This window comes from Rhodanobacter sp. FW101-FHT13A11 (assembly GCF_058790335.1).
In genome coordinates this window covers 409,870-423,450 of sequence record NZ_JBYTCN010000001.1, presented here as the reverse complement: position 1 = coordinate 423,450, position 13,581 = coordinate 409,870, and the positions used below count along the sequence as shown (strand labels likewise).

The following is a 13,581-nucleotide window of genomic DNA, read 5'->3' as shown; positions in this document are numbered from 1 at the left end:
CGACCGCCGCCGGCGTGGCTCATGCCCCGGCGGCGCCGTTCAGCGAGGCCTGCGGTTCGCCCCGGGGTGCGCACCGGCCCGCGTGGCCGACCGCCCCGCCGCCGGCCGGATGGTGGCGATCCGGCGCAGGACGCGCGGCGTACGTACTGCGGTTATCATGACGCACTGCGCCAATGCGACCGAAGCGATATCCGCCATGCTCCTGATGATCGACAACTACGACAGCTTCACCTACAACCTCGTGCAGTACCTGGGCGAGCTGGGGCAGGCGGTCCAGGTGGTGCGCAACGATGCGCTGGACGTGGCCGGCATCCGCGCGCTCAAGCCCTCGCACATCATGATCTCGCCGGGGCCGGGCACGCCGGACGATGCGGGCGTGTCGCTGGACGTGCTGCGCGAGCTGGCCGGCGAGATCCCGGTGTTCGGCGTGTGCCTGGGCCACCAGGCGATCGGCCAGGCGTTCGGCGGCAAGGTGATCCGCGCGAAGCGGATCATGCACGGGAAGACTTCGCCGGTGATCCATCGCGGGCAGGGCGTGTTCGCCGGGCTGCCGAATCCGTTCGAGGCCACGCGCTACCACTCGCTGGTAGTGGAGCAGTCGTCGCTGCCCGACTGCCTGGAAGTCACCGCATGGACGGAAAACCCGGACGGCTCGGTCGACGAGATCATGGGCCTGCGCCACCGGACGCTGGCGGTCGAGGGCGTGCAGTTCCACCCCGAGTCGATCCTCACCCAGCACGGCCACGACCTGCTGCGCAATTTCCTGGGCCAGCCGCTGAGGGCGGCGGCATGAACGGCCACGCCCGCGCGATCACCATCACACCGCAGGAGGCCCTGCAGCGCACGATCGAGCACCGCGAGATCTTCCACGACGAGATGATCGCGCTGATGCGCCAGATCATGAACGGCGAGGTGAGCCCGCTGATGACCGCGGCGATCATCACCGGCCTGCGCGTGAAGAAGGAAACCGTGGGCGAGATCACCGGCGCGGCGCGGGTGATGCGCGAGCTGTCGGCGAAGGTGGACGCGCCGCCGCACCCACACTTCGTCGACATCGTCGGCACCGGCGGCGACGGCGCCTCCAGCTTCAACATCTCCACCTCGGCGATGTTCGTGGCGGCGGCGGCCGGTGCGTGCATCGCCAAGCACGGCGGGCGCAGCGTGTCGTCGAAGTCCGGCAGCGCCGACGTGCTGGAGGCGCTGGGCGCGGCGATCGAATTGCCGCCGGCGCAGGTCGCGCAATGCATGGCCGAGACCGGCATCGGTTTCATGTTCGCGCCGAACCACCATCCCGCGATGAAGGTGGTGGCGCCGGTGCGCAAGGAAATGGGCGTACGCACGCTGTTCAACATCCTCGGGCCGCTGACCAATCCGGCCGGCGCGCCGAACATCCTGATGGGCGTGTTCCATCCCGACCTGGTCGGCATCCAGGTGCGCGTGCTGCAGCAGCTCGGCGCGCGGCACGCGCTGGTGGTGTGGGGCCGCGACAGCATGGACGAGATCTCGCTGGGTGCGGCCACCCTGGTCGGCGAACTGCGCGATGGCGTGGTGCGCGAGTACGAAGTGGAGCCGGAGGATTTCGGCCTGGCAATGGCGTCCAGCCGCAACCTGCGCGTGGAAAATGCGGAAGAATCGAAGGCGATGCTGCTGGAAGCGCTGCAGGGCCGCCAGGGCATACCGCACGACATCGTCTGCCTGAACGCCGGCGCGGCACTTTACACGGCCGATGTGGTCGGCTCGATCGGCGACGGCATCAAACTGGCCCGCGCCACGATTGCCAGCGGCGCGGCGCATGCGAAAATGCAGTCGTTCGTGGCGGCGACCCGCCGGCTTGCGGGCCAATCGTAGGAGCGCACCCTGTGCGCGAAAACCACACACCCTTCGCGCAAAAACCTGTAGGCCGGCACACCATGGTTCCATCGCGCTACAGCAACTGTGAGACGCCATGACTGACATCCTCAATCGCATTCTTGCCCGCAAGGCGGAAGAGATTGCCGAACGCCGGGCCCGGCTGCCCGAGGCCGAGCTGGCCGCGCGCATCGCCGATCTGCCCGCCACCCGCGGCTTCGCCGCCGCGATCGAGGCGAAGATCGACGCCGGCCTGCCGGCGGTGATCGCCGAGGTGAAGAAGGCCAGCCCCAGCAAGGGCGTGATCCGGCCGGATTTCGACCCGGCCGCGATCGCGCGCAGCTACGAGGCCGCCGGCGCGGCCTGCCTGTCGGTGCTGACCGACAGCGATTTCTTCCAGGGCAGCGAGGCGTTCCTGCAGCAGGCCCGCGAGGCGTGCTCGCTGCCGGTGCTGCGCAAGGATTTCATCATCGACCCGTACCAGGTGCAGGAGGCGCGGGCGATCGGCGCCGACTGCGTGCTGCTGATCGTGTCGGCGCTGGACGACGACGTGCTGCTGCAGTTGTCGCTGCAGGCCGCCGAACTCGACCTGGACGTGCTGTGCGAAGTGCACGACGAGGAAGAGATGGAGCGCGCGATGGCGCTGCCGGTGCCGCTGGTCGGCGTCAACAACCGCAACCTGCGCAGCTTCGAGACTTCGCTGGAGACCTCGCTGGTGTTGCAGGGGCTGATCGAGTACGACCGCATCCTGGTGGCCGAGTCCGGCATCCACACGCCGGAAGACGTGGCCTACCTGCGCGCGGGCGGCATCCAGGCGTTCCTGGTCGGCGAGGCGTTCATGCGCGCCGAGGATCCGGGCAGCGAACTCAAGCGGCTGTTCGCCCTGCCGTGACCGTCATGCCGGAAGGGGAGGCGGGGGCCGCGCCGCCGCGGGTGGTGCTGTTCGATTTCGACGGCGTGCTGATCCGCGGCGACTCGTTTTACCAGTTCATGCGAGAACGCTATCGGCGCTCGCCGTGGCGCTGCGCGCTGGCCTTGCTGTGTTCGCCGCTGCTGCTGTTGCAGCGTCCGTTCTCGCGACGCTGGCCGATGTACACGCTGGTGCGCATCGCCTTGCTGGGGCTGGGCGAGCGGCGCTACCAGGCGGCGGCGAACGCGTTCGCCGCCACGCTGGCGCGCCGGCCGAGGCAGTTCTGCCGCGATGGCCTGCAGGCGCTTCGCCGGCACCAGCTGGCGGGGGATCGCGTGCTCGTGGTGACCGGCTGCGAGCACACCCTGGCCAGCGGCATCCTGCAGCAACTGGGCCTGACCGGGCTGGAGGTGCTGGCCTCGCAGCTGCGGCCGGGATGGTTCGGCATGCGACTGCTGCGACACAACGTGGGCCAGCGCAAGGTGCAGTCGCTGGCCGAGCACGGGATCGCCGCCTGGCAGGTTGCCTACGGCGATTCGATGTACGACGCGGCGATGCTGAAGCTGGCCGCCGAGGCGGTGCTGGTCAACGGCACGCCCGCGCTGTGCAAGAAAGTGGAGAAGGCGCTGGGCCGGGCGATTACCCGCGTCGAGTGGTTCTGACCGCCCCGCGGAGAATCACCACCACTGGCGCGCCAGCTGACCCAGGCCGATCAGCACGATCAGGCTGCCCACCGCCGCCATCACGGCGCGTTCGGGCAGGTGCCGCACCAGCCAAGCGACGAACGGCGCGGTGATCGCGCCGGGGACCGCCAGCTGCCAGAACAGCCGCCAGCGCACGTTGCCGAACCAGGCATGCGAGGCGCCGGACACGCCGGTGGTGAATACCTCGGCCGTATACACCGTGGCGCTGGCCACCGCCGGCGGCAGGCCCAGCGCCAGCAGGATCGAGTTGGAGACCAGGCCATAGGCCATGCCCAGCGCGCCGTCGGCCAGTTGGGCGGGCAGGCCGGCCCGACGAAGATGAAGAACTGTCCGCAATCCAAGCGCGGCCTCGCAACCGGTGGCGGCGAATGCCCGCAGCCGGCCCCCTGCCAGGGAGCCGGCTGCGGCAGCGGCCAGGGGCGCTCCGCGGGGTCAGCGCGTGCCGCGCACCACGATGGTCTTGCCGGAGACGTCGATCATCCGCTGCTCCTCCAGTTGCTTGAGCACACGGCCGACCATCTCGCGCGAGCAGCCCACGATCCGGCTCACTTCCTGGCGCGAGATACGGATCTGGGTGCCGTCCGGGTGGGTCATCGAGTCCGGTTCCTGGCACAGGTCCAGCAGGGTGCGCGAGATGCGGTTGGTGACGTCCATGAACGCCATCCGGCTGACCTGGCGCGAGGTGCGCAGCAGGCGGTTGGTGAGCTGCGAGCCGATCGCGAACAGGATCTTCGGGCACTCCTCGCGCAGCGGGCCCTCCATCAGCTGGAACAGCCGTTCGTAGCTGATCTCGGCCATCTCGCAGGCGGTGCGCGTGCGCACCATCGACTCGCGCTGGGCCTGCTCCACGAACAGTCCCATCTCGCCGATGAACTGGCCGCGGCTGATGTAGGCCAGGATCAGCTCGCGCCCCTGCTCGTCCTCGGTGCACACGGCCAGCGAGCCGTCGATGACGTAGTACAGCGTGTTGGCCGGGTCGCCGGGGCGGATGATCGCGGTCTTGCCCGGGTAGCGCCGGCGGTGGCACAGCGCCAGGAAGCGCTCCATCGCGGCGGGGTCGGGGGCGAAGCCGAGTGGCGCCTGCGAGCGTTCGAAAGCCTGTTGGAGCTGGTACTTGAGTTGCGCCACGTCTATCCCCCACAGATGGTTGTAGTCACAGCGGCGGTCATTGCCACACGGCACTGCTTGTCCGCGGACCATCCCTGCAAGCCTGGCATTATGGCAAACCTGAAGAATTGCGGCAGGTTCAATTTCTCTTTCTTTTGCCTCATACTTCGCGGTCTCCCGGATGCGGCAGGATTGTCGCATGCGGTACACAAGGGTCGTGCAGGCTGCGCGCCTGCACTTCACACCATACCGCGGGGACCCTTGTCGCTAACCCGCCTCTGCTGCTGGCCGAACATATCGGTCATGGAGAGCCGCCTGTGGTCAAGCCACTCCCCCGTTTGCGCCTGCAAGGTTTCAACAACCTGACCAAGGCACTGAGCTTCAACATCTACGACATCTGCTATGCGGTGTCCGAAGACCAGCGCCAGCGCTACATCGAGTACATCGACGAGCAGTACGACGCCGACCGGCTCACCCAGATCCTCACCGACGTGGCCGAGATCATCGGCGCGAACATCCTCAACGTGGCCCGCCAGGACTACGACCCGCAGGGCGCCTCGGTGACCATCCTGATCTCCGAGGAGCCGGTGGTCGAGAAGCTGGGCCGCGATTCGATCGCGGGCGCGGTGGTGGCGCACATGGACAAGAGCCACATCACCGTCCACACCTACCCGGAAACGCACCCGCACAACGGCATCGCCACGTTCCGAGCGGACATCGACGTGGCCACCTGCGGCGTGATCTCGCCGCTGAAGGCCCTGAACTATCTGATCGACAGCTTCGAGTCCGACATCGTGATCGCGGACTACCGCGTACGCGGTTTCACCCGCGACGTGAAGGGCAAGAAGCACTTCATCGACCACAAGATCAATTCGGTGCAGGACTACCTGGCCAAGCACATCCGCCAGAAGTACGAGATGTTCGACGTCAACGTGTACCAGGAGAACATGTTCCACACGAAGATGCACATCAAGGACTTCGACCTCGACACCTACCTGTTCGAGGCGCATGCCGACGACCTCTCGTTCAAGGAACGCCAGCGCATCGAATCGCTGCTGCGCCGCGAGATCGAGGAACTGTTCCACGGCCGCAACCTGATGTGACGAAAAACCCGGAAGGCGGCCTTTCCGGGCTGCTCGCGGGAGGCCATTCGGGGCCGCGGATCTTCCGTTAGGGCGGGTCGTTCGCTCGGGCGAACTGCTGCTTTGCCGGCGGGACAGATCCGTCATCCAGCGCCGAACAATCGTTCGGCGCGCTGGAACAGCACCCAGCTCGTCGCGATCACCTTGTCGGCACCGTGCGGACGATTTCCGCGATGGGTATGGGTGAACGATGCCGGGGCCAGCAACAGAGTGCCGGTGCGCGGCACGATCTTTCGCTGCTGGTGGAGAAACTCGGTTTCGCCTTCGGCAAAGCCCTCGTTGAGGTAGATCGTCCACAGCAGGTGCCGGTGCAACGTGTCCGCGCGTGGGTCGCGCGGGTACAGCTCGCAATGCCAGTACGGATAACCCCCGCGCCCCGCGCTGTAGCGCTGCAGATTGATTGCTCCCGGCCGGAATGCCGTTTCCGCAAGTGCAGACAGCGCGCCGTCGTCCATGGCCTGAAGGCGCTCGGGCGTGAGCCGATGGCGGGTACCGCCCGGGCCCGGAACCTCCAGCATGAGCGGCGCAATCAGTGCGTGCGGGTATCGTCTCAGATATGCGAGCAGCCCGCGGAATACCGCCTGGTTCAGCGCCATTTCCACATCGCGCCAGTCGGCCTGTTCGCTGATGGCGAGATCCCGACTGTCCTTCAGTTCGGGCAGCACGCCGCTGCCGACGCGTCCGGGGTGGGTCTTGCCGCTTGCCGCGAAACGCTCGACCATGGCGGCACACTGTGCCGCGGGCAAGGCGTCGGGATACACCTCGATAAAGTCACCCGGGTTATCAGTGGCAGTGGACATGGGCATCCGGTGGCGCACCATTGGGGCACAGTGCTGCGCCCGTGGAGGAAGAAGACGCGAGGCGGTCATCATGGCATGGGAGTGGATGGGACCCGAACAAGGCATTGCGCCACCGCGCATGCAGGCGTGCCGCGTCGGGGATAGCTAGTCGAGAAATCCGCGGCGCAAGGCGTAGCGCACCAGTTCGGCGGTGTTGCGCACGGCAATCTTGACCAGCACGCGGGCGCGGTGGTTTTCGGCGGTCTTGGCACTGATCACCAGCCTGCGGGCGATTTCCTTGGTGGTCAGTCCTTCGGCGATCAGGCGGAACACTTCCCGTTCGCGTGCGGTCAGCAGCTCATAGCGGTCATCCAGCAATCGCTCGGGGTGCTGGAGCTGTTCGGCCAGCGCGCGCGCCGCTTGCGGGCTGAAATGCCCCCGCCCGGCGTGCAGGTTGCGTACCGCCGAGAGCAATTCAGCGGCGGCGCAGTCCTTGACCATATAGCCGCTGGCGCCAACGCGCACGGCCTGCAGCACGTATTGGTCCTCCTGGTGCATGGTCAGCACCAGCACGCGCGTGTCCGGCAGCGCCTGACGCAAGCGGCGTATCACCTCAATGCCGTTCAAGTGCGGCATCGACAAGTCGGTGATGACGATGTCAGGGCGCGTGGCCAAGGCCATGTCGACGGCTTCGACGCCGTCGGCAGCCTGCGCTATGACTTCTATGTCACCGCCGCGTTGCAGGATGCCCGCGAGACTCTCACGAACCAAGGTGTGGTCGTCGACGAGCAGAACGCGGATCGGGGCGGATGGCATGCAACATACCCTGCATGCCATCCCCGGTCACGTCAAGCGCAGGGCCGTTATCGCCACTCAACGGCCGTCGAGCGGCACCGATGCGCGCAGGCGGGTACCCTGGCCGGCAGCGGAGCGCAGGTCGAGCTGGCCGTTGAAGAGCTGCAGGCGTTCGCGGATGCCACCCAGGCCAATGCCGCCGACGAGCTGTACGAGTTTAGGGTCGAAGCCGCAACCGTCGTCGACGATCAGCAATTGCAGACGGCCGGTGCGTTCGACCAGGCGCACCAGCACACTGCGTGCGCGGGCATGCTTGACCACGTTGTTGAGCGCTTCCTGGGCAACGCGGAAAAGTAGTGTTTCGAGTTCGCCGTCGAGGCTGGGCATCGGTTCGATTTCCACCGCGATCGCTATGCCGGCGGCGTCGCCGAGACTGCGCGCCAGCCAGCGCAGTGCCGGTTCGAGGCCGAGGTCGTCGAGAATCGGTGGACGCAGCAGGCGGGACAGCTGACGGGTGTCGTCCAGCGTATCGCCGCACAACGCGATCGCGTCGTCGAGGCTGGCGCGCAATGCCTCAAATTCCGCCGGCAGTGCGTAGCCGATCTGTGCCAGGCGGTGCTTGAGCGCGGTCAGATTCTGGCCGATGCCGTCATGCAGGTCGCGTGCGAGCCGGCGTCGTTCGGCTTCCTGCACCTGCAGCACTGAACGGCCCAGACGGCGAAATTCACGTTCGCTGGCCTCGAGTCGGTCCAGCAGGTGCTGGTAGCGTGCCTGAGCCTCGGCTTGCGATGAAGAGGCTGCACGTGTCATGGCGTGATTTCGTCCGTTTCGAGGCGCTGGATCGGCGGGCGAGCCGAATCTCGCAGATCGGCCGGCAGGCTGGCGCGGAAGCGGGCCGTTGCGGCCGCCGCCGCACGCTCGGCATCCGCCGCCGCGCTACTGTCACCGACCTGGCGCAGCGCGCTCGCGCCGAGGGCATGGATGCGCGACGCGTTGAGTGTCTCTCCGCCGCGCATCAGGCCGGTTGCTTCGCGGTAGGCGCGGGTCGCATTGGCTGCATCGCCAGTGGCCAGCGCACGTCGCATCGCCAGGGTCAGCCAATCGAGCCGCAATTCGGCGTTGCCGAGCGCCGCCGTGGCGGCGTCCAGTCCGGACCCTGCGTGAGGGTCGATTCGTGCGAGTAGCAGCGCTGTGCGGAGCTGCAGCGTACGCACCCCCGAAGCGTCGGCCAATGGCCTCGCGCGATCCAGGGCCCCCCTTGCATCGGACATCTCGCCGGCATGCAGCGCGAGTTCCGCGCGGACAACCTCGACACCGGCGCGTTGCTCGAGTGAGGCGCTGGCCGCGCCCGCCACAAGCGGATCGAGTTCGCTTCGTGCTCTGGCGCGGGCGCCGGCGACGAGCAGGGCCCGCACGCGCAAGAGCTGCACGTCGGCGATGCCGCGCTGATCCCTGCGCTGGCGGAACAGCGCCATGGCCTTGTCGGCCTGGACGAGTGAGCCGGCCACGTCTCCCTGAATCAACGCCAGTTCAGCCAGGTTGCGCCGGCTCACGGCGGCTTCCTCGGGCATCTGCAGCTTCTCGGCTTCGTCGAGTGCTTGCTGTTGCAGCTCGAGCGCCTCGCGCCAGCGCCCTCGCGCCGCCGCCAGCAGGCCCAGGTTCTGCCGGGTACGGATGCGGCCGGTGTCGCCGAGTCCGGCTTCGCTTTCCGCGGCGCGCTGCCAGTAGCTTTGTGCGTCGTCGTATTCGCCCAACTGGTAATCGGCAAAGCCGATGTCGTTGAGGGCCTGGGCCAATCCATGCGCGTCGCCGACTTGCTGCCAGCCTTGCAGGGCGCGGCGATAGGCGTCGAGCGCTCCGTGATAGTCGCCGCGCTCCTCGGCGAGTACACCAAGCTCGTTGTCCACCGCTGCAAGCCCCTCGCGGTCGTCCAGTTCGACATTCAGTACGCGAGCACGGGCGAGCTCGTTGCCGGCTTCCTCGAAGGCGCCACGCAGACTCAGCACGTTGGCGAGGTTGCGCAGGCTGGTGGCTACCCCACGGCGGTTGCCGATCTCGCGTTGCAGCTCCACTGCCTTGCGGTATTGTTCCTCGGCATTGGCGGTCTGGCCGAGGCGGCTGTAGCCGATGCCGAATGCGTTGACCGTTTCGGCCACGCCGTAGAGGTTGCGGCTGCGCTTGTACAGGACCAGTGCACGCACCAGGTAGTCGTCGACCGCGCGTCTCGCCTCGCCCTGCAGGATCGAGAATTTCCCCAGCTCATACCAGGCGCGCGGGTCGTCGCTGTCGCGCGTCGTGAGCAAGGACAGTCTGGCAATGGCTGCGCGGAAGTCGCCGCCGGCGCCTTGGGCGCGCGCAAGCTGCAGGTCAGCCAGGGTGTCGTCGGGGTTCTGCTCGACTTGCGCGCGCCATTGCGCAACGGCGCTAGGCACGTCGCCGCCGTACAGCGAGTGTTCTGCGGCAAACACGCGTTGCAGCCACGCCGGTGCGGTGCTGGCGGCACGTTGCCCCTTTTCGATGGCGTCGCGTTCAATGTCATGTTCGCCAATCGCCCGTGCCAGCCGGAGCTGGACCAGCCACAGCAGCGGGTCGTCGCGTTCGCTCTTGGTGATGGCGAGCAGGTCTTGCAGCGCAACGGGGAATTTGTCGTCCTCGCGTGCCTGCAGCGCTGTGCCGAACGCATCGATCGTCGCGGTTGTCGCAGGCAGGCGCAGGCCCGCGGTGGGCGTATTGGCGCCGATGGCTTCGGCCAGGACCGGCTGCGTCAGCCACGCGCGAAAGGCCGCGACTGCATCGCTTGCCAGTGGTCCGTCGAGTGTTCGCGGCGGGGCGTGATCCTCGTGCAGTTCGGCGTGCACGAACCATTGTCCGTCGCGATGGCGCAAATCGGGAGAGAGCGTGCGATCGGCGACGGCGAGGCGGCGGAGCGCCACCGGGTCGGGAGCGCTGCCGGCTGCATCGAGTTGGCGCAACGCTTGGCGGGTTCGTTCGGGATCGACGCTGGCGACACCGGGCAGGGCCGAGATGCTTGCGCGCAGATAGGCGTCCAGCGCGACCAGGCGAGGTGCCGGCAAACCCGCGCCGCGCAATGGCAGCAGCAGTATGCGATGGAGTGGCGGCGGCGCGGCGGCGCCACCCCGGTCGCGCGGCATCCACCAGAACGTACCGGCGACGCCGACCGCTACCAGCAGGGTCGCGGCGGCGGTCCAGGCGCGCCAGTGCGCACGCGGGTCACGGGGCATCGAGCGGCGGTCGATGGCCTCGATCACGGCGGCCGCATCCGGCAAACGGTGCGATGGCCGTGGGCGGAGCAGCCGTTCGGTGAGTCGCGCCACCCAGGCTGGCAGGTCAGGACGTTCGCGGGTGACCGGTGGCGGTTGACGGACCAGCCGCTGCGCGATCGCCTCGGCCGCGGTCGCACTCTTGAACGCCGGTGTGCCGGTCAGCATCTCGTGCAGGATCAAACCCAGAGCGTAAAGGTCGCTGCGCGTGTCCACGGAGTCGCCGCGAGCCTGTTCCGGCGAGAGGTAGTCGGGCGTACCGATCGCGCCGCCCGGGCCGGCCATGGTCAGACCACTGCTGGCGAGCGAGCAGGCGACACCGAAGTCGCTGATGTAAGCGTCGCCCCCGCGGTCGACCAGCACATTGGCCGGCTTGAGGTCGCGATGCACCACATCGCGAGCGTGAGCTGCCTGCAGGCCGAGTGCAATCTGCCGCGCAATTCGCAGCGCGTCCTCAAGCGGCAGCGGGCCACGGTCGATGCGCCGATCCAGCGCTTCTCCGTCGACGTAGTCCATGCTGATGAGCCAATGACCATCATGCTCGGCGAGGTCGTGGATGCGCACCACGTGCGGGCTCGATACCTGGCGCGCGAGCAGCAGCTCCTGGCGGAAGCGTTCGAACGAGTCCGGTCGCGCGGCCAGTTCCGGGCGCAGCAACTTGAGCGCCACTGTCACGTCGAGCGCGGTGTCCCGGGCCCGGTAGACCACTCCCATGCCACCCACGCCGACCAACCCTTCGATGCGAAAACGCCTCGCAATCAGTACGCCAGGCGTGAAATCCATGTGCGCATAGATGCCGGTGACGGTGGGTTGGCTCATGACGTCTGCAAGATCTTTCCGGCGAGAATGCCGTTCCAGTCGAGATGGGGTGGCGCAGGTCCGGTCAGGTCGCTGTGCGCGTGGTGCGCGCTGAGCCAAAGGGCTGTGCGGTCGGCAAACGCTTCCAGCAACTCCAGATCGAGTGTGGTCAGCGGAGGTCCCGATTCGACCCGGTCGGCGTATATCGCGCCGAGGACGCGGTCACCGTCGAGCAACGGGAGGCAGACCAGGGTGCGCAGTCCGGCCCTGACCACCGAGGCGCACGCGCCGGGCCAGGCGTTTGCGTCGATGTCGTTGAATACGACGGCACGGCGTTGTTCGATGGCCCGGGTGACCGCACTGAGGCTGCCGGCGAACTCGCGCCCGGTCATTTGCGCCGGGTCCAGCGCGAGCGCTGCGCGAACGCGGTGGTGGCCTTGTGTGCTGACCAGCAGGAAGCCACGGTCGCAGCCTGCCAGCTCGGTCACTGCGCGCAGGCTGGCTTCCAGCAATGACTGGCCGGGTGCGGCCTCGGCATTACCCGCGTGAGCTATGGCATCGAGGTGATTGGTATGCGCTGTGGCCACGCGGCGACGTTCGTTCAAGCGTTCGAGTTCGGCCTCGGCCGCGCTGCCGTCGAGCAGCGAAAACTCGCAATGGACATCGCCGAAGCGCAACCAGCAGGAGGTTTCGAGTACGGTGGAGGCGATCCGGACACCTTCGACGAAACTTCCGTTCTTGCTGCGCAGGTCGGCCAACCGCCAGCACCCGTCGCTTTCAACAAGTTCGGCATGCGCGCGCGAGATCGAGGCATGTGCCAGTAGCAGATCGCAGTCGTCGCCACGGCCTATCCGCAGCCGTTCGCCGGGCCTGAGGGAGCCGGTGATGGCGGCGTTGTCGGGGACAAAAGCGGTCAGCCGTGCCTGCATGCGGTCATATTAGCTCGCGGCGCATCTGCGCAATGGCACCCGTGCAAGCCCATCACGACCACGCATCACGGCCACGCTGCGTATCGTGCACGGTCCGAGATGACGGGTTTTCAGCGGCCGAAATCGCGCTGGTAGCCGATGCTGAATGAGAGCGTGGAGGTCGCGGCCAGCAGTTCGCCGGCCTGGTTGTCGACATCGCGGGTGGCCCGCCATTGCGAGGGTATGGCCGTGCCGGCGCGGGCGGCAACACGGGCGCGCAGGTAATCCAGGGCGGCCAGTGCATCGCCGTAGCGGCCTTCGTTCAGCGCGCTCTGCGCCGTATCCGCGCTCATTTGCAGCGGTCCACGTTCAGACAGCGGCAGCTGGGCAATCAGGGACTGCAGCCGGGTGAACTTGTCGGTCACCACGTCGCTGGTGTGGCGCAGGTCGGTCAGTACCAGGAACTGCGAGAAGCCCCCGGTAGTGCCACGCGCCCGCACGCTGCCTGGCGCAATTTCGTCGGTAATATCGCGGAAACTGCCATTCAGCGGCGCCTTGAACAGGCGCAACTGGCTGCCGGCCGCATAAGTCAGTGCATGTGTGTGCACCTCGACATGCACCGTGCGTTGAAAGCTGAGTGCGCCGAGTGCTGGCGGTTCGATCGTGACCATCAGCGGAAACGACGGGTCGAGCCGATTCAGGCTGCCGTCCGGCAGCCGCGACAGCAGTGCCGGATTCGACGGGTCGACCAGCTTCGCACTCACCCCGAGGCTGCTTGCGCTCAGGCCGAGGCTGTCGTCGAAGGTCAGGATCACTTCGGCGAGCGTTTGTTGCGTGGGCAAGTCCACCCGGACCGTCGCCACGTTGCCGGCGACCGCCACGGTGACCGGCAGGCTCTGTGCCCACGTCAGCGATGCGCAAAGGCCCAGAGCGGAAGCGAGCAACAGTTTGGCGACAATAGCGGGTTTCAGCATGGCGGACTCCCGGTTGCGACTCCGGTGACGGCGTGTCGGCAGGCGAGCAGAAAGAGTTTTTTCTTGCGATCCGGTTGAACCTAACCCATCTCGCCCGACGGTGCCAGTAGGTGGGTTCACTCAGTACGGATGCGTGTGGTAGGCCGGATGTACACGGCATCCGAGCATGGATGTGGTGCGGCCCTGTGCAATCCAGGCGTCTGTGGGCGGACGGGGCGTGGGGCAGTTGCCGGTTTCGTGGTCCGGAGCGCCGCCATACGGGGGCCGAAGTCGGCTCGGGCAGGCAGGGCGCCGTGACGCTGAAAAGCCGTGATGTAGGTGGTTTCCCCTGTCGC

General features: G+C 67.3%; 13 protein-coding genes. 5 read left to right on the top strand and 8 right to left on the bottom strand.

Annotated features, from left to right (window positions below; all coding sequences use genetic code 11):
- The first annotated feature begins 196 nt into the window (after positions 1–196).
- The 4 genes from AC3WRN_RS01915 (at position 197) to AC3WRN_RS01900 (ending at position 3,420) form a co-directional block, all read left to right on the top strand.
- Complete coding sequence (locus AC3WRN_RS01915) at positions 197–793, top strand: anthranilate synthase component II (RefSeq protein WP_068092504.1); 597 nt, start codon at positions 197–199, stop codon at positions 791–793.
- Positions 790–1,848 (top strand): anthranilate phosphoribosyltransferase, encoded by a 1,059-nt coding sequence (trpD, locus tag AC3WRN_RS01910; RefSeq protein WP_492621640.1) that lies wholly within the window; start codon positions 790–792, stop codon positions 1,846–1,848. The genes AC3WRN_RS01915 and trpD overlap by 4 nt, the downstream gene beginning before the upstream one ends.
- Positions 1,849–1,945: 97 nt before the next feature.
- Positions 1,946–2,740: an indole-3-glycerol phosphate synthase TrpC gene (trpC, locus tag AC3WRN_RS01905; RefSeq protein ID WP_068092510.1), complete on the top strand. Its 795-nt coding sequence runs from the start codon at positions 1,946–1,948 to the stop codon at positions 2,738–2,740.
- Positions 2,741–2,745: 5 nt separating this feature from the next.
- On the top strand, positions 2,746–3,420 hold the full coding sequence (locus tag AC3WRN_RS01900; protein ID WP_492621753.1) for a haloacid dehalogenase-like hydrolase: 675 nt from the start codon (positions 2,746–2,748) through the stop codon (positions 3,418–3,420).
- 15 nt (positions 3,421–3,435) lie between these two features.
- Here AC3WRN_RS01900 and AC3WRN_RS01895 read toward each other — a convergent pair whose 3' ends face one another.
- Both AC3WRN_RS01895 and crp read right to left on the bottom strand, forming a co-directional pair.
- Complete coding sequence (locus AC3WRN_RS01895; protein WP_492621639.1) at positions 3,436–3,732, bottom strand: sulfite exporter TauE/SafE family protein; 297 nt, start codon at positions 3,730–3,732, stop codon at positions 3,436–3,438.
- Between the two features lie 162 nt (positions 3,733–3,894).
- Positions 3,895–4,596 (bottom strand): cAMP-activated global transcriptional regulator CRP, encoded by a 702-nt coding sequence (gene crp / locus AC3WRN_RS01890; RefSeq protein WP_201028686.1) that lies wholly within the window; start codon positions 4,594–4,596, stop codon positions 3,895–3,897.
- Between the two features lie 290 nt (positions 4,597–4,886).
- Here crp and speD point away from each other — a divergent pair, with 290 nt between their 5' ends.
- Positions 4,887–5,672 carry an adenosylmethionine decarboxylase gene (speD, locus tag AC3WRN_RS01885; RefSeq protein WP_068092516.1) on the top strand — a complete coding sequence of 262 codons (786 nt, stop codon included), beginning with the start codon at positions 4,887–4,889 and terminating at the stop codon, positions 5,670–5,672.
- A 122-nt stretch (positions 5,673–5,794) separates the two neighbouring features.
- Here speD and AC3WRN_RS01880 read toward each other — a convergent pair whose 3' ends face one another.
- From AC3WRN_RS01880 to AC3WRN_RS01855, 6 genes are all read right to left on the bottom strand, one after another.
- The gene (locus tag AC3WRN_RS01880; RefSeq protein ID WP_492621638.1) at positions 5,795–6,511 is read right to left on the bottom strand and encodes a 2OG-Fe(II) oxygenase; all 717 of its coding nucleotides are present in this window, start codon (positions 6,509–6,511) and stop codon (positions 5,795–5,797) included.
- 144 nt (positions 6,512–6,655) lie between these two features.
- Positions 6,656–7,306, bottom strand: a complete 651-nt coding sequence (locus tag AC3WRN_RS01875) for a response regulator (protein WP_492621637.1) — start codon at positions 7,304–7,306, stop codon at positions 6,656–6,658.
- A 57-nt stretch (positions 7,307–7,363) separates the two neighbouring features.
- Entirely contained in the window at positions 7,364–8,095 is a 732-nt protein-coding gene (locus AC3WRN_RS01870; protein WP_492621636.1) for a sensor histidine kinase, read from the bottom strand.
- The gene (locus AC3WRN_RS01865) at positions 8,092–11,385 is read right to left on the bottom strand and encodes a protein kinase domain-containing protein (protein WP_492621635.1); all 3,294 of its coding nucleotides are present in this window, start codon (positions 11,383–11,385) and stop codon (positions 8,092–8,094) included. The genes AC3WRN_RS01870 and AC3WRN_RS01865 overlap by 4 nt, the downstream gene beginning before the upstream one ends.
- Complete coding sequence (locus AC3WRN_RS01860; RefSeq protein ID WP_492621634.1) at positions 11,382–12,293, bottom strand: FHA domain-containing protein; 912 nt, start codon at positions 12,291–12,293, stop codon at positions 11,382–11,384. Before AC3WRN_RS01860 ends, AC3WRN_RS01865 begins: the two co-directional genes overlap by 4 nt.
- A 110-nt stretch (positions 12,294–12,403) precedes the next feature.
- Entirely contained in the window at positions 12,404–13,246 is an 843-nt protein-coding gene (locus tag AC3WRN_RS01855) for a DUF6689 family protein (RefSeq protein ID WP_492621633.1), read from the bottom strand.
- Positions 13,247–13,581 lie beyond the last annotated feature (335 nt).